This is a genomic window from Bacillus mycoides, from assembly GCF_000832605.1.
Lineage (GTDB): Bacteria > Bacillota > Bacilli > Bacillales > Bacillaceae_G > Bacillus_A > Bacillus_A mycoides.
In genome coordinates this window covers 1,049,097-1,067,595 of sequence record NZ_CP009692.1, presented here as the reverse complement: position 1 = coordinate 1,067,595, position 18,499 = coordinate 1,049,097, and the positions used below count along the sequence as shown (strand labels likewise).

The 18,499-nt window shown below is 36.2% G+C and carries 23 protein-coding genes; 8 read left to right on the top strand and 15 right to left on the bottom strand.

Going from position 1 to position 18,499, the window contains the following annotated elements:
• Positions 1 to 118: 118 nt before the first annotated feature.
• From BG05_RS07295 to BG05_RS07280, 4 genes are all read right to left on the bottom strand, one after another.
• A complete protein-coding gene (locus BG05_RS07295) occupies positions 119 to 745 on the bottom strand; it encodes a 3D domain-containing protein (RefSeq protein WP_002129706.1) in 627 nt (208 codons plus the stop codon).
• An 86-nt stretch (positions 746 to 831) separates the two neighbouring features.
• Positions 832 to 1,149 (bottom strand): YuiB family protein, encoded by a 318-nt coding sequence (locus tag BG05_RS07290; protein WP_002089308.1) that lies wholly within the window; start codon positions 1,147 to 1,149, stop codon positions 832 to 834.
• The gene (locus BG05_RS07285) at positions 1,146 to 1,652 is read right to left on the bottom strand and encodes an NUDIX hydrolase (RefSeq protein WP_002015875.1); all 507 of its coding nucleotides are present in this window, start codon (positions 1,650 to 1,652) and stop codon (positions 1,146 to 1,148) included. The genes BG05_RS07290 and BG05_RS07285 overlap by 4 nt, the downstream gene beginning before the upstream one ends.
• 120 nt (positions 1,653 to 1,772) lie before the next feature.
• Positions 1,773 to 2,981 carry an NAD(P)/FAD-dependent oxidoreductase gene (locus BG05_RS07280; RefSeq protein ID WP_002067919.1) on the bottom strand — a complete coding sequence of 403 codons (1,209 nt, stop codon included), beginning with the start codon at positions 2,979 to 2,981 and terminating at the stop codon, positions 1,773 to 1,775.
• A 461-nt stretch (positions 2,982 to 3,442) separates the two neighbouring features.
• Between BG05_RS07280 and BG05_RS07275 the strand changes: the two genes are divergently transcribed.
• The 3 genes from BG05_RS07275 to BG05_RS07265 all read left to right on the top strand — a co-directional run bounded on the left by BG05_RS07275 (position 3,443) and on the right by BG05_RS07265 (position 6,650).
• A complete protein-coding gene (locus tag BG05_RS07275) occupies positions 3,443 to 4,432 on the top strand; it encodes an NAD(P)/FAD-dependent oxidoreductase (RefSeq protein WP_033734311.1) in 990 nt (329 codons plus the stop codon).
• Between the two features lie 165 nt (positions 4,433 to 4,597).
• Positions 4,598 to 5,074, top strand: coding sequence for a GyrI-like domain-containing protein (locus BG05_RS07270; protein WP_002167457.1), 477 nt, complete (start codon positions 4,598 to 4,600; stop codon positions 5,072 to 5,074).
• Positions 5,075 to 5,402: 328 nt separating this feature from the next.
• Positions 5,403 to 6,650, top strand: coding sequence for an MFS transporter (locus BG05_RS07265; RefSeq protein ID WP_003192140.1), 1,248 nt, complete (start codon positions 5,403 to 5,405; stop codon positions 6,648 to 6,650).
• Positions 6,651 to 6,666: 16 nt separating this feature from the next.
• Here the strand turns inward: BG05_RS07265 and BG05_RS07260 are convergent, their stop codons facing one another.
• Entirely contained in the window at positions 6,667 to 7,548 is an 882-nt protein-coding gene (locus BG05_RS07260) for a helix-turn-helix domain-containing protein (RefSeq protein WP_003192142.1), read from the bottom strand.
• 231 nt (positions 7,549 to 7,779) lie between these two features.
• Here BG05_RS07260 and BG05_RS07255 point away from each other — a divergent pair, with 231 nt between their 5' ends.
• The gene (locus tag BG05_RS07255; protein WP_003192143.1) at positions 7,780 to 8,241 is read left to right on the top strand and encodes a 2-thiouracil desulfurase family protein; all 462 of its coding nucleotides are present in this window, start codon (positions 7,780 to 7,782) and stop codon (positions 8,239 to 8,241) included.
• Positions 8,242 to 8,271: 30 nt separating this feature from the next.
• Here BG05_RS07255 and BG05_RS07250 read toward each other — a convergent pair whose 3' ends face one another.
• The 6 genes from BG05_RS07250 to BG05_RS07225 form a co-directional block, all read right to left on the bottom strand.
• A complete protein-coding gene (locus BG05_RS07250) occupies positions 8,272 to 8,625 on the bottom strand; it encodes a YxeA family protein (protein WP_016127721.1) in 354 nt (117 codons plus the stop codon).
• 377 nt (positions 8,626 to 9,002) lie between these two features.
• Entirely contained in the window at positions 9,003 to 9,194 is a 192-nt protein-coding gene (locus tag BG05_RS07245; RefSeq protein WP_016127720.1) for a hypothetical protein, read from the bottom strand.
• Positions 9,195 to 9,281: 87 nt separating this feature from the next.
• The gene (locus tag BG05_RS07240) at positions 9,282 to 10,040 is read right to left on the bottom strand and encodes a hypothetical protein (RefSeq protein ID WP_003192150.1); all 759 of its coding nucleotides are present in this window, start codon (positions 10,038 to 10,040) and stop codon (positions 9,282 to 9,284) included.
• A 268-nt stretch (positions 10,041 to 10,308) separates the two neighbouring features.
• A complete protein-coding gene (locus BG05_RS07235; protein WP_002034566.1) occupies positions 10,309 to 10,662 on the bottom strand; it encodes a HesB/IscA family protein in 354 nt (117 codons plus the stop codon).
• Between the two features lie 41 nt (positions 10,663 to 10,703).
• Entirely contained in the window at positions 10,704 to 11,570 is an 867-nt protein-coding gene (dapF, locus tag BG05_RS07230; protein ID WP_002015893.1) for a diaminopimelate epimerase, read from the bottom strand.
• A 329-nt stretch (positions 11,571 to 11,899) separates the two neighbouring features.
• Positions 11,900 to 12,139 carry a YuzB family protein gene (locus BG05_RS07225; RefSeq protein WP_002015892.1) on the bottom strand — a complete coding sequence of 80 codons (240 nt, stop codon included), beginning with the start codon at positions 12,137 to 12,139 and terminating at the stop codon, positions 11,900 to 11,902.
• 428 nt (positions 12,140 to 12,567) lie between these two features.
• Here BG05_RS07225 and BG05_RS07220 point away from each other — a divergent pair, with 428 nt between their 5' ends.
• The 3 genes from BG05_RS07220 to BG05_RS07210 all read left to right on the top strand — a co-directional run bounded on the left by BG05_RS07220 (position 12,568) and on the right by BG05_RS07210 (position 15,339).
• Entirely contained in the window at positions 12,568 to 13,638 is a 1,071-nt protein-coding gene (locus BG05_RS07220) for an NAD(P)/FAD-dependent oxidoreductase (RefSeq protein ID WP_003192154.1), read from the top strand.
• 263 nt (positions 13,639 to 13,901) lie between these two features.
• The gene (locus BG05_RS07215; RefSeq protein ID WP_002129718.1) at positions 13,902 to 14,561 is read left to right on the top strand and encodes an ABC transporter ATP-binding protein; all 660 of its coding nucleotides are present in this window, start codon (positions 13,902 to 13,904) and stop codon (positions 14,559 to 14,561) included.
• Positions 14,545 to 15,339, top strand: a complete 795-nt coding sequence (locus BG05_RS07210; protein ID WP_002129719.1) for an ABC transporter permease — start codon at positions 14,545 to 14,547, stop codon at positions 15,337 to 15,339. Before BG05_RS07215 ends, BG05_RS07210 begins: the two co-directional genes overlap by 17 nt.
• 50 nt (positions 15,340 to 15,389) lie before the next feature.
• On the opposite strand, the gene phnA is transcribed toward BG05_RS07210, so the two are convergent.
• The 4 genes from phnA to BG05_RS07190 all read right to left on the bottom strand — a co-directional run bounded on the left by phnA (position 15,390) and on the right by BG05_RS07190 (position 17,805).
• Positions 15,390 to 15,731: an alkylphosphonate utilization operon protein PhnA gene (gene phnA, locus BG05_RS07205; protein ID WP_002089332.1), complete on the bottom strand. Its 342-nt coding sequence runs from the start codon at positions 15,729 to 15,731 to the stop codon at positions 15,390 to 15,392.
• Between the two features lie 281 nt (positions 15,732 to 16,012).
• Positions 16,013 to 16,786 carry a DUF2628 domain-containing protein gene (locus BG05_RS07200; protein WP_002166528.1) on the bottom strand — a complete coding sequence of 258 codons (774 nt, stop codon included), beginning with the start codon at positions 16,784 to 16,786 and terminating at the stop codon, positions 16,013 to 16,015.
• A gap of 353 nt (positions 16,787 to 17,139) precedes the next feature.
• On the bottom strand, positions 17,140 to 17,514 hold the full coding sequence (locus tag BG05_RS07195; protein ID WP_002167451.1) for a hypothetical protein: 375 nt from the start codon (positions 17,512 to 17,514) through the stop codon (positions 17,140 to 17,142).
• Positions 17,515 to 17,550: 36 nt separating this feature from the next.
• Positions 17,551 to 17,805, bottom strand: coding sequence for a DUF7660 family protein (locus BG05_RS07190; RefSeq protein WP_003192158.1), 255 nt, complete (start codon positions 17,803 to 17,805; stop codon positions 17,551 to 17,553).
• 89 nt (positions 17,806 to 17,894) lie between these two features.
• Between BG05_RS07190 and BG05_RS07185 the strand changes: the two genes are divergently transcribed.
• A complete protein-coding gene (locus tag BG05_RS07185; RefSeq protein WP_002015882.1) occupies positions 17,895 to 18,371 on the top strand; it encodes an SMI1/KNR4 family protein in 477 nt (158 codons plus the stop codon).
• Positions 18,372 to 18,499: the final 128 nt, after the last annotated feature.

Here is an 18,499-nt window from a genome sequence, read left to right as displayed (position 1 = left end):
GTGAAACTTTAATCAGTGGGGGTTTTACCGGCCGCAAATAGCAGGATAAAGATGCTATCTCCAATATCTTCTATGGTGAAATAAGACAAGAAAAAAGTCTAGCGTTATTGCCACTAGACTATCTTTGTTTTAAATATTGTCCACGAAACACTTGCATCGTTTCGTCTTGATTTAACATCGTTAACTCTTCTTCCGAAAACTTGCCATTTCCTATTTTCACTATATACACATTTACTTTTTTCTTACCCCATTGGCTATAAACATCTTTCACCGTATCATAATATAAATCGAGACGATTTCCTTTTATAGCACCGCCCTTATCAGCTACAACACCATATCCGTAACCTGGCACGAATAGAATTGTCCCAAGCGGGAATACGCGTAAATCGGCAGCGATTGTGGAATATAAATCCCTTTTTGCTTTAACACCTGAATATGTAATGCCATACTCTGGATGCCCCGGCCTCTTTCCAGTCGACTCTATACCTGATGTATAACCAGTTGCAGTCATTTCTATAACACGATATTTAGACCAGTCATTTGCCTGCTCTAAAGCATTTATCACTTCTTTACTCGGAGCAACTTTTTTCTCAATTTCTGCTGCATGTACTTCTTTTACACTTGTTCCTTCATATAATTTTATAATCTCTAATAAAGAAACTCCTGTGAAAGCCTGCCATGTTACGCATAATGCGAATGCAAGTAAACAAGTCATCATAATGCGAATACAATATCGTTTTAACATTTTTATATTCCACACTCCTTCATCGTTAATCATTCCCTATACGATGAAGGAATATGCAAAAAAATAATCTCCAAATTGATTGGAGATTAAAACATTTGATATCCACTTTTTCGAAGTTTTTTAATTATGATTCCTGCTAAAGCAGCACCTACTAATCCAGTAGATAGAATAAACACATCTGCGTGTCCTAAATGCGATACACTTGTCCCAAATGAAGAAAATGTTTCTTTTGGCTTTGAAAAATAGTCCCATACACTCGCTTTATTAATAATAAGCATACAAATAATCGGATATACAATAACCATTACCCACGTAGCTCGCAAAATCATGTTGAGTAAAAATCCAATTCCAAAAAATAAAATAAAGAACAACATCATTGAAATAAGTAGTACCGGTATACTCACTTCTTCTCCCTCTCCTTCGCATACGCCGTAAACACATGATAAGCCGTATAACCAAATTGCTCTCCTGGATTTAATGTTTTGTCCATTTCAAAATGCGACTCTGCTCTTCCTTCTAATAAATATTTGATGAGTACAGAAGTATTTTGATCATCTGCAATATTTTCTGGATGTAAAAAAGCTACTTCCGACAATTCTTTCTCCTGTACGATAACGTCTTCTCCCTCTGGCTCTAGAAGAAAAATAATCATATTATCACTAATTTCATTATGAATAACACCTGAGCGAATACCAATAATCCCCTTTACATGAGCAACAATGCCTGTCTCTTCCAAAATTTCACGTTTCACAGCTTCATCAACAGTCTCGCCTTCATTAACAAAACCAGCAGGTAAAGACCATTGCCCTTTCAATCCACCGTATTTTTTCTTAACGAATAGCCATCTCCCATCTTCTGTAGCTACTAAGCCACTGACAGCTAACCACACTTTCCCTCGCTTCCCCATGATATAACCTCCTCCATCGAAACGAACAGAATATTCTTTCTTTTTTATATATTATACTATATTTTCAATACGAAAAAAGCAGAAACAGCTCATAGCCGTTTCTGCTTTTTCTACTATATATTAAAAGAACTTCAATTTACCTTTTTTAAGAACTAATAAAGGTCCGCCTAGTAAGAATAAGTAACGGTTGTCGATTACTTTCTTCATGAATGAAGCTTTCCAACCTGTTAACTTTTTACCCATAACAACGCCCATTGCATCGTCATGACCTAATGAACATACAGATCCTTTATTATCAAATGCGAACTTTTTCATTTCACCTTTGCCGCGAACTAACACAGTTAAATTGTGTGCAATATTATAACCTTCTTGAATTGCAATCTGTGCTGTTGGTGGGTATGGACGGTTAATCTCTTCGTTGATGATTAACGCTGCATCACCAACCATGAATACATCTTCATGACCTGGAGCGTGCATGTACTCATCCACTTTAATACGTCCGCGCATTGCTTCAAATCCAGACTCTTCCACAATACCATTACCACGAACACCTGCAGCCCAAACTACAGTTTCAGATTTAAGAAGTTCAGCATCATCACCGTTGGCAACGATAATACCTTCTTCAGTTGCTTCCTTAATTGCTGTACCGATGCGGAATTCTACACCTTTTTTCTCAAGTTGTTTTACAGCGTACTCTACTAATGCTGGATCGAAACCAGGAAGTGCTGTTGGAGCAGCTTCTACACAGATGATACGTGCTTTTTCACGTGGAACATCGTACTCTTTGCAAAGTTCAGGAATACGATTTGCAAGCTCACCTACGTACTCGATACCAGTAAATCCAGCGCCACCAACAACGATTGTTACTAACTCATCACGTTTTTCAGTCGCATATTGAGCGAATTTTTCTTCCATATGCTCACGAATTTGACGAGTTGCATTAATGTTAGTGATTGAGAATGCATGCTCTTTTAATCCTTTAATTCCGAACGTTTCTGATTCGAAACCAAGACCGATTACTAAGTAATCATACTCTAATTCACCATCTTTTAAGATAATACGTTTTTCAGCAGCTTTAATCTCTACTACTGTATCTTGTACAAAGTTCACTTTATTTGTATCGATAACGTCTTGAATATCTAGACAGATTTTATCATCTTGTAATGTACCAGCTGCACTCTCATGTAACCAAGTTGCTTGGTAGTGATAGCTGTTGTTGTTTACTAACGTAATTTCAGCTTCACTTACAGATAATGTTTTTTGCAGACGAACAGTCGTAATCATCCCGCCATAACCTGCACCTAAAACTACGATTTTTGGAGTCTTCACTAAATCACAACCCTTTTCTTTATATAATAGTAATAAAAAATAATACCAAGTACTAAAAACTCTATTTGTCAAGAATGTGGAATTTATCACATTCTATATCATAACAAAACGCAGTCAAAAAATCGTACGAAATTTGTCATAGAAATTTAACATAATACTTCCCTATATTAGTCGGTTTCATTCCATAATTCAAGCACCTAGAGAATTATCGATATTTTAAAATAACATAGCGTTTTCAAGGGTTTTTTAGCCTTTTTTTCATGTATTTTCCTTCCGTTGTATTTTATACGATTCTAAAACATCTATACGCAAACTTACTTATTATTCAGTCGTTTTCAGAAGTATTATTAACTGAAATATGCTATCATTTATTTGAAAGTGTCATCATTTGCAGGATTTTCGTGTACATATGAACAATATATGAAATCAATATTAAAATTCCATCTATAGGGGGAATGAAAGTGACAGAAAATCAAAAAGTTTACGACATAACGATTATTGGTGGTGGCCCAACAGGACTATTCACTGCATTTTATGGCGGAATGAGACAAGCAAGTGTAAAAATCATTGAAAGCTTACCTCAACTTGGAGGGCAATTATCCGCACTATATCCCGAAAAATATATTTATGATGTAGCTGGATTCCCAAAAGTGCGTGCACAAGAGTTAGTTGATAACTTAAAAGAGCAAATGAAAAAGTTCGATCCAACTATTTGCTTAGAAGAAGCTGTTGATACGCTTGAAAAACAAGCTGACGGTATATTTAAACTTGTTACAAATAAACAAACTCACTACTCTAAATCTGTCATCATTACTGCTGGCAATGGTGCTTTCCAACCACGCCGCTTAGAATTAGAAGGCACAGCAAAATACGAAAAGAAAAACTTACATTATTTCGTTGATGATATGAATAAATTTGCTGGAAAACGCGTCGTTGTATTCGGCGGCGGTGACTCAGCAGTAGATTGGACAATGATGTTAGAAACGATCGCGGACAAAGTTACAATTGTTCATCGCCGTGATAAATTCCGTGCACATGAACATAGCGTAGAAAGCTTAATGAATTCCCGTGCAGAAGTAAGCACACCTTACGTTCCAGTTGAACTCATCGGTGATGACACGATTGAACAAGTTGTCCTTCAGCACGTAAAAACAGAAGAAAAAGTTATCATCGATGTTGATGACGTAATCGTAAACTATGGCTTCGTTTCTTCGCTTGGTCCAATTAAAAATTGGGGCTTAGATATTCAAAAGAACAGCATCCTCGTGAACTCAAAAATGGAAACAAATATTCCTGGCATTTACGCTGCTGGTGACATTTGTACATATGAAGGAAAAGTAAAACTCATTGCTTGCGGCTTTGGTGAAGCACCGACAGCAGTAAACAATGCAAAAGCTTACTTCGATCCAAACGCAAAACTTCAACCAATGCATAGCTCAAGTATGTTTTAATATAGAAACGAAAAGAACTCCTTTTACATGAAAGGAGTTCTTTTCATACTCTCTCTTTTTCCTAACTAAAATACATCGCAATTTGATAAAAAACACTACTTCTTTCCAAAATATGTTACAATAAAACAGAACGTACGTTTCGTTTAATAAAGGGAGGTTTTATTAATGAAAGAACCTATTATCGTAAAAAAAGAAGCTTTCCAAGCAATCGGTGTTTCTATTACAACTACAAACGAAAAAGAAGCATCAAATGAAGGAAAGATTCCGGTGCTTTGGAATCGCTACTTCCAAGAAAAAATCATGCATCAAATTCCAAATCAACAAACAAAAGAAACATTCGCTTTCTACTCAAACTACGAATCGGATGAAACTGGTACATATCAATTTACTATCGGCATGCCTGTTTCTTCATTAGAAGAAGTTCCTGAAAATATGACAACCTTAACAATACCTGCTGCTACGTATGCGGTATTTACAACGAGAAAAGGTCCTGTGTCTGAAGTCGTTTGTGAAGCTTGGGAATATATTTGGCAATGGTCGAAAGAAAACACACGTGCTTTTACAGCAGACTTTGAGCTTTATGACGAAAGTGCAGTTGATCCAAATAACGTACAATTGGATATTTATATTGCTTTAGCCTGAATGACAAAAAAGAAGATACCCTTTGGTATCTTCTTTTTTGTCGTTAAATAGCCACTGTGCAAATTCATTATTATTGTCTACAATGAGAAAGTGCAGTATAGAACTATTAGAAACTGTATAAAGTGAAACTATGCTCAGTGGGAGTTTTGTTCATCCCCCACTGAGTATTAGCCTTCACCAATCGGGTGGTTACGGGCAGCCCGACTCCCGCCTAACTTCTTTGCTCTAGCCAAATTTTGAGGTGGGAGTTTTACTGCCCGTTAACGGGGGATAAAACGATTGTTAATAGGTTTTTCAGTCTAAAATCGGTACATAGAAAGGAAGCAATATGGAGGAACTACAACAAAATAAATCTGCTTTAGAAGGAAGCGGAAAACCGTTATTAAAAAATACGAATTTCCTTTTTCTTTGGGCAGCTACTCTCTTTTCAAGCTTTGCTTTAGCCTTTTTTACTTTTTCACAAACATGGTACATAGCAAAAACATTAAACCTTGAGGCTTCACTCGGTATTGTTTTCGTGGCTCTTAGTGTTCCAAGGCTCATCTTTATGATTATCGGCGGAGCATTAGCTGATAAATTCCCGAAAAAAAATATCATGTTTTACTCTAATATTATTCGCGCTATTCTTGTCGCAACTATTCTCACCTGGTTCATCGTCGGTGATGTAACACTATATACATTTGCTTTATTCGCATTGTTCTTCGGACTTGCTGACGCTTTCTTCTGGTCAGCAGATGGATCTATTCTGCCTGAACTTGTAGAAAAGAGCCGTTTAACACAAGCAAATTCACTTACTCAAATGACAAACCAAGCATCTGTCATTTTAGGACCTGTACTTGGCGGTATTCTCATTAAATTTACGAACTATGAAACAATTTTTTCAATTACAATCCTGCTACTCATTATCGCTGCAATACTCGTTCAAAAAATACAATTTACCGTACCCGAAAAAAATGAAACAGATAAGGGCATGTTTACTTCTATTAAAGAGGGAATTTTATATGTAAAAGAATCACCATTTCTTTCAACTTTCCTTATATGTAGCGCCTTTTTAAACTTATTTTTAATCGGCCCAATGCAAGTAGGATTTCCGCTCTTCGTAAAAAATGTTCTGCACGGTGATTCACTTCAGTTTAGTTACTTAGAAGCGTCTGTTGGCGGCGGGATGGCGATAGGAGCTGTCATTGTCGGATTAAAAAATATTAATCGTAGACGTGGACTATTTTGCATTATCATGATGCTACTGTCTGGTGTATTCTTCCTAGCCATCAATTTTAGCACCGTACTTTGGCAAGCGTTATTAGCTGGAATGTTTTACGGTATTACAATCGCAATGGCAATTGTTCCACTTATGGCGATGATTCAGTCGACAGTAAAAGAAGAAATGATGGGACGCGTAATGAGCCTACTCATGCTTTCATCGATGGGATTCATTCCGCTCTCTTACGCATTTACATCACTTGCACTTGGGATAGGCATTCCAATTGTAACGGTTATGAAAAGCGGTGCAATCGCTGTTATCGTCTTTGTACTATTTGTAGCAATTCGTGTTCCAGTTGTAAGAAAGTTCGATTAGCTCTTAGAGTCATGTATTATATGCATGACTCTTTTTTAAATGGATCGAATAACGGTATTCCCTTACTTCTCCTTAATGCCGCTCCCCACTCTAATCCAATTTCTAAAAATAAATCTCGCATCGTACTATACAATAGTGCTCCAACATCTTTACGAATTTCTCCGTACTTATACGCTCTCACAACACTTTTCACCCGCCAAATTAAATTTCCATACGCTTCTTCATCAGCTAATATCCCCTCTAATAAAGCACCTTGCTCTAGTAATCCGCTCTTTTTATAAGCAAGTTCCACCTTACTCCAAAATATATTAATCTTCTTCGGATTACTCGTCATCGGCACCAGTGCGTATATAAAAGGCTTCGGTATATCGTGACGACAATACGTTTCATCAAGCTCGTACGTTACTTTTCTTTTCTCTTTTATTTGTGGAATGTTTTTAGAAAGAATTGTTTCCCCCTCATTTTTTTGCTCGTTTCCACTACAGCCATCTGTACGATCATCACTTTCACATGCGGACATTTTCATACGGTCATCCATGCGGTCAATTGCCGATTTAAGAAATACATATAAGTTTGCACTATATCCCCCGCGCTTATATCTTTCTTTTGTTGCAACACGCTTTATAATTCCCAGCTCCTCTAGCTTCGCAATCGAGCGACGTACCGTACGAATACTCTTTCCAATATTCGTCGCAATCGTCTCCATTAATGGACAAGCAACACCAACTGTTTTTTGTTTCTCATTCACCGCATACTTTCCTAAAAAATGAATAATGATAGCATCCGTTTTATTCAATTGAAATCGATAGCACTTCAAAACTTGTTTTTGATATGTATTAAACTCTTCTTTACTTCGAAATTGACTATATGGTTTCATTAAATTATATAAGCTTCCCATTTTTATCACCTCACTTATAGGTAAGAAATAGGAAGAGAAATTGGCGTGATATTTAATATTTTTTATCCCGCATTAACGGGCAGTAAGACTCCCACCTCCAGATTCGGCGAATGCGAGGAGGTTAGGTGGGAGATCAACTGCCCGTAAAAGCCCGATTGGTTCAACTAATAATCAGTGGGGGATGGACAAAACCCCCACTGATTAAATTTTCACTTTATTGGAGATGAAAATATGATTGTAATTAGTGCTTGTTTAGGTGGTATTGCTTGTCGTTATGACGGTAACGATAATCTCATTTCACAAATAGAAGAGTTATTACAGAGGGAAGATACCATCCTTGTTTGCCCCGAAGTATTAGGCGGTTTACCAACACCACGCCCTTCTGCTGAAATTATCGGCGGCAATGGCGATGATGTTTTAGATGGAAAAGCAAAAGTAATGACGAAAGAAGGACAAGATGTCACGGAAGCTTTCGTGCGTGGTGCTTATAAAGCATTAGAACAAATAAAAGATTTAAACCCAGAATATATAATTTTAAAAGAACGCAGCCCATCTTGTGGTAGTTCTACTATTTACACAGGGGAATTTAACGGCAATAAACAAACTGGTTACGGAGTGACAACTGCTTTATTTAAAAGACACGGATTTAAAGTCATTTCAGAAGAGGATTTTGAAAGTAAAAAAAGGAATTGACCCTGTTCGTCAATTCCTTTTCCATCTGTCTTATTTCACACCTAATTTTTCTTTCACTTTCGCAGGAAGCTCGTCCTTTTTCACTTCTTCCCAAGCTGATACACCTTTTTTATCTGAGTGGTATACGCGTAGGAATGCTTCTTTACGAAGATTTTTTTGCGCTATGAATTCTAATTCTTTCTCTTTACCGTCTTTATTAAAACCAGTTAGCTTATATTGATAATCTTTAAACGTCTCACCATTATCAGCTTTACTATGATATTCTTTTCCATCTACTGTAATTTGAACGTAATACTCATCTTTACCCATACGGTTTAAATCACAGCCAACTAATAGGCTTGCAAATACGACTAAAATACTAAAAAGTGCAATATATCTTTTCAATTCCTTCACCTCATATGTTTTTCTTATATTGTTATCTTAAGGCCTTCGCTTTAAAGAAGAAATTCAAAAACATGACATAAACATTACACTTTTGTAAGATAGTAAATTAAAACTTTAATCAGTGTTTTTTCATTGAAAACGTTATTGACACTCATCTAGCCTAGTCATGACAATCTATTAACGCCAATTTTTCCACTTGTCACGAATCTTATCACGTAATTTCCTTATACCGCTTATTACACCTTCTATTACGCACTCTATTATGATATCAATTACAAGGTAACTTACAAATCTAATTATAGGTTTAATCACATATCTCCTTACGAATTCAAAAATATCGTCAATCTTGCGTCCCCTCCCGCTCGTACAAAGAACTGCTACTTCCCATTCTTTTTGCGTAATCTACGTTCTGTTACAACCGCTGCGCCTACTGCAGTAACTATCAACAAAAATAGTACGGCGATAGCGTCCACAATGAGGCTATTGAATTTGGATGAAACCCCAACAAATACTAACGCTATCGTTAATACTGCTAGCATAATTATCGTTATCTTATCTTCGTTCATCATTGTCCTCTCCGATTACTCACGGTTCTCTCTCCAAGACTTTATAAAGCCACCGACAACTTTACTGCAATTGTTCCCGTAATTAATTTATTATCGTTGTAATCCATCTTCTACTACCTGCGTAACAGTTCCATTTGGTTCGAAGATTACACGTAATGTTCCTTCGCCGCCATAACCGGTATAGCCGTATACTGAATACGATTTATATTTCTCAATCATACGTGGCTGTCCAATCGCAGCTTTTACTTGATTCGCAGGCATACCTTTTTTGATTTTCAAATAGTGATTATAGTCTACTTCCGCCGAATCGTTATTTACATCTTTATACCACGGTACGCGGTCGTTTTTTTCTTCATATTCCTTTACAGGCTCTTCACTGCTTTTCGTAGATACCGGACTCTCTTTATCCGCATCCCTTATAGCAGTGCGTTCAATATTCACAACGTAACCATATGTATTTAATTCAACCATAATTTCATATGTACCATCCGTATCCTTTTCAGTATAAAACACGCGTTTTTCCTTGTTATTATAATGTTTTATGTTCTCACCACCGTAGTCAATCTTGTTAAGGATATCCGTATATGTCATGCCTTCCTCAATCTTTTCGGCTTCGTCACGAGAAATATAACGCTTCTGTGACGATGTAGCGTCCTCATATTTAATGCTGTCACGTTCGCTCGTAGTCATAGGGGTTTCCTTCTGTTCTTTTAGTACTTCCGCTTCCGATTTCACCTGTTGCTTTGCTCCCGCTTTTGTTAACACGTCGGTATCGTTAGAACAAGCTCCAAATATTGATGCTGTAACCAACGTCATCCCTAATACCAGTACTTTCTTAAATGACTTCATTGTAATTCCTCCGGTAGTTTTTAATTTCTAGTAATCAGCGTATTTTAATTAATATGGAACGAGTCAGTTCTATACAATTCGATATAGCCTGCACCTTCATGCATCCTCTTTAGCCTTCTTCTTGCATATATTCGTTATCTTTGTCATGCTCTTTTTCTTTTTAGCGCAAAAGAAAAGACCTTCCTAACGATTTGGTTTCATCGCTAAGAAGGTCTTTATATGCAACCTACCCATTCAATTTCCACTTAGAATAAAGGGATGAAAAAACTTAGCAATCTTCTGGCTTACCAGCATTCGACGCTGTACGGAAAGATGATCCGCATCCACATGATGCGATCGCGTTTGGATTGTCGATTGTGAATCCGCCACCAAGCATAGATTGCTTATAGTCAACTTTCACTCCCTTTACAATCGGAGCACTTTCTTTATCGATAACAAATTCAACACCGAAAAACTCAAGAACTGTGTCGTCTTCTTTTGGTTCTACTTCAAATCCTAAGCCGTAAGAAAGACCACTACATCCGCCGCCATGTACAGCAAGGCGCACGTACTTCTCTCCATCTTCAGCATCTTTTAACATATCTTTAATTTGAAAAGCTGCTTGTTCTGTTACTTCAATCATGAAATACACCATCCTTTCTGTTCTCATTCTATTATACATCTTTACGCTTCTATCTTGTACTCATACACTCCGCGGCAAATTATTTCCGCAGGTCCTTTCATTAATACATTTCCTTCTTCTGTCCATGCGATCATTAAGTCGCCGCCTGCTAAGTGAACCGTAATTTCTTTACCGTGTTCCATTTTCCCATTTAAAATTGCCGCAACGACAGCTGCGCATGCTCCTGTCCCGCAAGCTTGTGTTACACCAGATCCTCGTTCCCAAACGCGGAAATTCATCTCTTCATCATTCAAAATCTCGATGAATTCAACATTCACTCGCTCTGGGAACATTTCATGCGTCTCAAGAACCGGTCCTAACGTTGTAAGAGGCGCTTTTTCTACATCATCAACAAAAATAACCGCATGTGGATTCCCCATTGAAACAGCTGTAAATGCATAACGGTGATTATTGTATAAGAAGTTCTCACGAATAAATGGTGTCTCTCCTTCACCAAGCATCGGTATCTCTTCACGTGTTAAACGAGGTGCTCCCATGTCGATTTTCGCTAATGTAACTTTGTCATCTTCTACCGTTACTTCTGCCGTAACAATACCCGCTAACGTTTCAATTGTGAAAACTTTACCTTCTACTAGTTTATGCTCATACGCATATTTCGCTACGCAGCGTAAACCATTTCCACAGCTCTTTCCTTCTGAGCCATCGTTATTAAACATGCGCATTTTTACTGGCGCCACGTCAGAAGGACAAATTAAAATCATTCCATCTGCACCAATACCAGTATTAATATTTGAAACCTTTTCCGCTACAATTGCTAAATCTTCTTCTCTAATTTGTTCCTCAAACATATTTACATATATATAACTATTTCCAAGACCATGCATTTTTGTAAAAGAAAATTGGCTCATTTTTATTCACTCCAAAAATAATTTATTATTTCAAGTATAAAATGCATGCTTTTAGAACACAATATGAATGTCCCCCGTTTCTCATATTTGACAGTGTTTTGGCAATAGGCCGTTCTTACACAAATCGTGTAAGAAAAAAGCCCTTCTAAAAGGGCTTTTTTTTTTTCGAAATAAACACTCCTAATAAAGTGAAACTTTAATCAGTGGGGGACGGGCAACAGGGCTTCAACCTAACTTCTTTGCTTCAGCTGAATTTTGAGGTGGGAGTCTTACTGCCCGCAAATAGCGGGATAAATGAAAAAAGAAAAACGTTGCCTGTTTGCAACGCTTTAAAACATTGGATTTTCATCCATATAATCATATACATTATTTACAAGTTCTTCTACTGTTGCACCTTGTACCACTTCACCATTTACAAGTGCAAATGGACCTTCAAAACAGATGCCACAATATCCTAAACAACCATATTCCATTACGTCTAAATTAGGATCTTTTTCTAATTTTTCTAAAGCTGCTTGCGAACCGCTTGCAAGGTTACCTACACAAAATTCGATTAATGGTTTAATCAAAACTCTCTCCCCCCTGTATCTCTAAACAAATTACCATTTACTTTATATGGTATGTGCATACCTAATTTGCGAAACGGATAAGTAACCCTCTCTACTTGTTACCATTCCACTTTATTTATAAGAAGAAAACTAAGCTGTTTCTTGTTGTTTTCGTTATATATTCTAAACTATTTAGTTACTTCACTATTTCACTTCATAATAGATGGTCTTCTTTATATAACATACTACTCATAATGAAATAGTAAATAGTAACTAGAAAATGAAAACCACTTACTTTACTTTTCTTCTTATTGTACAACAGAGTATTCATTCATGCATTGTTATTTGTTCACAAATTCGATATAATTTGATTGTGTAAAGTCAAAATATTTTATTAATATAAAATTGTATGATTAGGGGATATTTCAACAGAAAAGGGGTAATCCATCATGAAACACCTCGTACTACTAGGTGGTGGCTACGGTGGAATGAGAATTCTGCAGCGGCTACTTCCAAGCAACCAACTTCCAGATGATGTACAAGTGACATTAATCGACAAAGTACCATATCATTGCTTTAAAACTGAATATTATGCATTAGTTGCGGGTACAATTTCAGAAACGCATATTCGCATACCGTTTCCTGAGCACCCACGTCTCAATATTCAATACGGAACAGTAACAAATATTGACCTCGAAACGAAAGCCGTTCATCTCGATGGCGGTGAAACGATTCAATATGATGATTTAATTATCGGGCTTGGCTGTGAAGATAAATATCATAACGTTCCTGGGGCAAAGGAATATACACATAGCCTACAATCAATTGAACAAACACGTAAGACATATGAACAATTAAATAGCTTAGAACCAAATGCAACAGTAGCTGTCGTTGGGGCTGGTTTAAGCGGCGTTGAAGTGGCAAGTGAACTTCGCGAAAGCCGTTCGGATTTAAAAATCTATTTATTTGATCGAAAAGATAGAATTTTATTCCCATATCCAGAGAAATTAAGTAGATACGTAGAAGAATGGTTTGTAAAACATAAAGTTACCATTATACGAAACTCTAACATTACAAAAGTGGAACCAAACATTGTATACAACCATGATGAACCACTTGAATGTGATGCAATCGTCTGGACAGCTGGTATTCAAGCAAATGAAGTTGTTCGAAACCTTCCAGTAGAACAAGATGTTAGCGGACGGGTTGTTTTAACGAAATATCACAATATTCCAAATAACGAGCACGTTTATGTCGTAGGAGATTGTGCAGCACTTCCACACGCACCATCTGCTCAACTTGCTGAAGGTCAAGGAGAACAAATTGTCCAAATATTATTAAAACGTTGGAATAATGAACCCCTTCCTGATGAACTGCCTGTTATTAAATTAAAAGGTGTTCTCGGTTCTCTCGGCAAAAAACATGGATTTGGTTTACTAGCAAACCAACCATTAATGGGACGTGTACCGAGATTATTAAAATCCGGTCTTCTTTGGATGTACAAATATCATAACGGTTAATACTTTAAAGGCTGCCTACATAGTAGACAGCCTTTTTCTATTCATTTTTTGTGACTACTCAGTCATTCTATGAAAAACCGACAAAAAAGCATTTTTTTAAATGGTCGAAAGGGACTGGCTATGTATAGGATCCGTCAGTGCCTTTTCCTGCCACGCGCAAAGTTTTAAAACAAAGAAAAAAGATGTTCCTTCTAAAGAGACTTTATTTTTCTATTTTTCTCTCTTTTTGATACGATATAACTAGAATCAGAAAGGAGCAATTTATGTTTATATTAAAAGACATCACATATAAAGATATTCTACACATTCCTTATTTACAGATTCAAAAAGAAAAAACAACTTGTATTATCGGTGAAAGTGGTAGTGGTAAAAGCACATTACTTCGCATGTTAAACGATTTACAATCACCAACATCTGGCACAATTGAATATAACGGAAAATCTATTTTAGATTATCCTCCCATTCAATTACGCCGTGAAGTTGTCATGCTCGGACAAACTCCGCCTATTTTTGATGGAACAATTAAAGATAATTTATTAATGGGACTTCGATTTTCTGAAAAGCCATTTCCAAATGACGACGCCCTGCAAGGCGCATTAACGACTGTTAGCCTAGATAAAAAATTAGAAGATAACGCCTCTTCTTTATCAGGTGGCGAAAAACAAAGACTTGCTTTCGCTCGTATTATACTAATGGATCCGCCCGTCTATTTATTAGATGAACCAACTTCTGCGCTAGATGGTGACACAGAACGCCGCGTTATGAAACAATTTACTATGCTAGCAAGAGAAAAGAAAAAAACAGTTATCTTCATCACGCACTCGCAACAACTTCCAGAAGAAATCGCAGACGATATTATTGAAATTAGTAAAACAAACGGTGCAACTAGAAAGGAAGTGCTATCAATTGAAGGGCGTTATTGAACTACAAATTTGGCAACTTGCAGCTGCATATATTTTCATCCTTATTTTAATCGGGCTTGTGAAATTAAAAGGAATACCGCGTGAGAAACAAATTACAATTGCTACATTACGTATGACAATTCAGCTCGTACTAGTCGCATATGTTCTTACATACATATTTGAAAATAGTAATCCGTTTTATACAATAGCTCTCATTACTTCTATTACTACCTTTGCGATTTTCAATATTTATAAACGAGTTAATATTCCAATGTCAAAAGAATTAAAACGAGTAGCTGCCCTCTCCATGATTGCTGGATCAATTGGCCCTCTTCTACTATTTATCTTTGTCATTATCGGACACGATCCTTGGTATGCTCCGCAGTATATCGTTCCTATTGCCGGCATGCTAATCGGTAATGCTATGACAGGTATTTGCCTCGGGGCAAACACCTTTTTAAACAGTATGAAATCACAAAGAGACCATATTGAAGGTGCACTTATGCTTGGCGCAACTCCAAAACAAGCAGCTGCTCCGCTCATACGGGACGCTTTCGATTCTGCTATTTTACCAACAATTAATTCCATGGTCGGAATGGGAATTATAAGTCTTCCCGGCATGATGACAGGACAAATTTTATCCGGTGTATCACCATTTACAGCTATCCAATATCAAATTGCGATTATACTTGGCATTTCTGGAAGTACAGCTTTCTCTGTTATTATCTTCTTACAGCTTGGGTATAAAACGTTCTTTAATAAGCGGTGCCAGTTGAAAGAAGTTGAAGTACAATCATAAAAAAGACGCTCTGCAAGTTACTTACAGAGCGTCTTTTTTCTTTGCTAATCTTACGCTTTCTTAACGAACTGTGATTTTAACTTCATAGCTCCGAAACCGTCGATTTTGCAATCAATATCGTGATCTCCCTCAACTAGACGGATACTCTTTACTTTCGTACCAATCTTTACAACTGAAGAAGTTCCTTTTACTTTTAAATCTTTAATTACAGTAACAGCATCGCCATCTTGAAGAACGTTTCCGTTCGCATCTTTTACAACTTTTGCACCATCATTACTTTCAGCTTCCGCTTCTTGACCCCACTCATGGGCACATTCTGGACATACGAAAAGAGCGCCATCCTCATACGTATATTCTGAATTACATTTTGGACAATTTGGTAAAGTAGCCATAAATTCATTTCCTCCGTTCATTATTTATACGTAAAAATCAAATCGAATTTTTACATGTCGATAAATAAAATTTGTATAGCATTTCTTTATACTGCCATAGTCTCACGTTATTGACAAGCCTACCTCAAATTCTCATTTTTTATTGTATTTTACAAAATTTCAATTAGTATGGCGTTTGTTTACTAATGGTTTTCTCTTCTTGTTACATATCCTTTCTCATAAATAAAAAGAAGAATCTTCATTAGACTCTTCTTTTTGCGATACATCATTATCTATTTATATTAATACCAGGCATTTTCTTCAATATAAAATTGATACTCTTCTGCTTCTTCTTCATTTAATTTTTTATCGTTTAAATAAATTTCTTTCCATTCAAATCTCTGTTTATCTAAATACACAGCGAACTTAACCTTTACATCCTTTTTTTCCTCATAATCATAACCAGTAAATTCTACTATATCAAAACGTCCTTCTTTTTTTACATACGTCCATTTTGGATCATCAGTAAAAACTTCCAATGTAATCCCTTCATCACTTAAACGAACTACATCTTTTATATTTGGTTCCGTCGGTAAATACGATAACCCATAACCAGCTGCACCAAATACTACAAATAATAACGCATTTAATCCAAGCATAATCCCAACATGAGTGCCACCCTTTGTTTGGAAGTAATAATTGTGTTGTGCATCAGATAACTCTTTTGCCTTATGTAAAACACGAACTGTATGCTTGTAATATAAACGATTCCCTTGCCATCCAGTAAATAGCATAGTTCCGAAATAAACAATAAAATCGATCCACATCGGGATATCTATAAAAACAGAGGTAATTAAAGTAGGAACTCCTACTAATGCAATAATAATAAATAATTTATACATTTTGCGATAAGCTAACCACAATAATGGGAAGAAAAAGGCTATCCAGTTCCAACTATTTCCCTTCTCGGGATCTTTTGCTTTCCCCCACTTAAAGTCGTAATATGCAGTATTATTTCTCACAACTTTATGTAACTCTTTAGGAGCTATCGCTTCCTGTAAAACAGTGTCCTTCACGTACATCATCCTTCTCTTATTTCTATATAACTTTATTGTATATCTATAAAAAGAAGGAATCTAACAAAAAATAGTTATATTTCATAAAAATGAACAAAAATCGAATACATTCCGACAATTATCCATTCTATATTCCATTTTACTATTAAGTATATTAGAATACTCATATATAAGACATTTAATACACTATGTTAAACATCTTGTATATTCGCAAAAAAGGATGTATCAAAATCATTTTGACACACCCTTCTCCTATTAAACTACTATTGTAATATGACCTAGCCTAAAATCTCGACTTAAGAGACTTCACAAATTAGCTCTCTACTATTTCAAACATATTTCCACTTACACAACTATCCCACATTACCCTTCACTTTCTCAATAACATCTTCTATACGCTTAGCTATACATTCTGGCTCCCAATCTCCCTCACCATGCATAGCTGTATAAACCGGACAATTCTCATCATTACTATCTACAAAGATCGGGTCTCCAAGATAAGAATCTATCCCAATTACAATCCACCCGTCTTTCCAATCTCCCTCTTCATTTCCGACTAAGCTTTGCCCTCCCTCATCAAAGCTATAACCAAGTTGTCCTTCTTCTATTTCTTCACTATTAAATAATTCGATTGTCATAGGTTCAAATTCACACTCTAACTCAATTTCATTATCCTCAGCGCGATCTACATGTGCTAAAAGTTGTTTAATTTTATTGTGGTTAATCATAATATCTTCTCCATTAGATCTTTTAAAAATTTAATTTTATTCATAATAAGCTGCTGCAAGCAACATCTGGGCAATAAACTTCCATGGAATATTTTCTGGAAGCTTCTCCCCTTGATTTATATAAACACCTTCATAAGCACCTAACCAACCATGTAATGCCTCTAAATAAGTCTCTACCTCTATATTCTCCCATTCATCTTGATTCACTTTGAAATCCTTTTGAAGATATACAAGAAACTTCAACAAGTCTTCCTTAGAATTCACATGATCAAGGTATTCAAATATACCCATATTCATTCCCCCTTTCTATTGCTCGTCATTTAAACTAACTATAATATATGAAATAAGATTCTTAAAACTATTATTTGAGGTGACCAAATATGAAGACTACACTTTGGGCAGAAGATGACTATTTAAAATTAGCACCTATTAACGACGAACTAATAAAAAAAGCAGAAGAAGTACTAAACGTAAAGCTCCCAGAATCGTACATAAATCTTCTAAAAGAACAAAACGGAGGAACTCTTCGATTAGATGCTCATCCTACTTCAGAGCCAAATTCTTGGGCAGACGATCACGTTAATGTTTCTGGATTATATGGCATTTCTTTTGATGAAAATGAATCTAGTATTTTAGAGAGCCATTATTTAATTCAGGAATGGGACATGCCTGAGAATATCGTGCTTTTATCTGGTGACGGACATACGTGGATTGCACTAGACTATCGAAACGTAGCTGAAAATCCTCCAGTTATATTTATCGATAATGAGTTTGAGGAAATTATTGAATTAGCACCTAATTTTGAAAGCTTCTTACAAAACTTAACTACATACAATTATGATGAAGATGAAGAGTAAACCTATCTCTAAAGGAGTGCGCAATAGTGCAAGATTTCATTATAAAGTGAAACTTTAATCAGTGGGGGGTTTGTTCATCCACCACTGATTATTAGCCTTCACCAATCGGGCTTTTACGGGCAGTTGAT

Coding starts and splice junctions, on each gene's coding strand:
- BG05_RS07295 (WP_002129706.1), bottom strand. CDS start 745: ATGTTAAAACGATATTGTATTCGCATTATGATGACTTGTTTACTTGCA.
- BG05_RS07285 (WP_002015875.1), bottom strand. CDS start 1,652: ATGGGGAAGCGAGGGAAAGTGTGGTTAGCTGTCAGTGGCTTAGTAGCT.
- BG05_RS07270 (WP_002167457.1), top strand. CDS start 4,598: ATGAAAGAACCTATTATCGTAAAAAAAGAAGCTTTCCAAGCAATCGGT.
- BG05_RS07265 (WP_003192140.1), top strand. CDS start 5,403: ATGGAGGAACTACAACAAAATAAATCTGCTTTAGAAGGAAGCGGAAAA.
- BG05_RS07260 (WP_003192142.1), bottom strand. CDS start 7,548: ATGGGAAGCTTATATAATTTAATGAAACCATATAGTCAATTTCGAAGT.
- BG05_RS07255 (WP_003192143.1), top strand. CDS start 7,780: ATGATTGTAATTAGTGCTTGTTTAGGTGGTATTGCTTGTCGTTATGAC.
- BG05_RS07245 (WP_016127720.1), bottom strand. CDS start 9,194: ATGATGAACGAAGATAAGATAACGATAATTATGCTAGCAGTATTAACG.
- BG05_RS07240 (WP_003192150.1), bottom strand. CDS start 10,040: ATGAAGTCATTTAAGAAAGTACTGGTATTAGGGATGACGTTGGTTACA.
- BG05_RS07235 (WP_002034566.1), bottom strand. CDS start 10,662: ATGATTGAAGTAACAGAACAAGCAGCTTTTCAAATTAAAGATATGTTA.
- dapF (WP_002015893.1), bottom strand. CDS start 11,570: ATGAGCCAATTTTCTTTTACAAAAATGCATGGTCTTGGAAATAGTTAT.
- BG05_RS07220 (WP_003192154.1), top strand. CDS start 12,568: ATGAAACACCTCGTACTACTAGGTGGTGGCTACGGTGGAATGAGAATT.
- BG05_RS07215 (WP_002129718.1), top strand. CDS start 13,902: ATGTTTATATTAAAAGACATCACATATAAAGATATTCTACACATTCCT.
- phnA (WP_002089332.1), bottom strand. CDS start 15,731: ATGGCTACTTTACCAAATTGTCCAAAATGTAATTCAGAATATACGTAT.
- BG05_RS07195 (WP_002167451.1), bottom strand. CDS start 17,514: ATGATTAACCACAATAAAATTAAACAACTTTTAGCACATGTAGATCGC.
- BG05_RS07190 (WP_003192158.1), bottom strand. CDS start 17,805: ATGGGTATATTTGAATACCTTGATCATGTGAATTCTAAGGAAGACTTG.
- BG05_RS07185 (WP_002015882.1), top strand. CDS start 17,895: ATGAAGACTACACTTTGGGCAGAAGATGACTATTTAAAATTAGCACCT.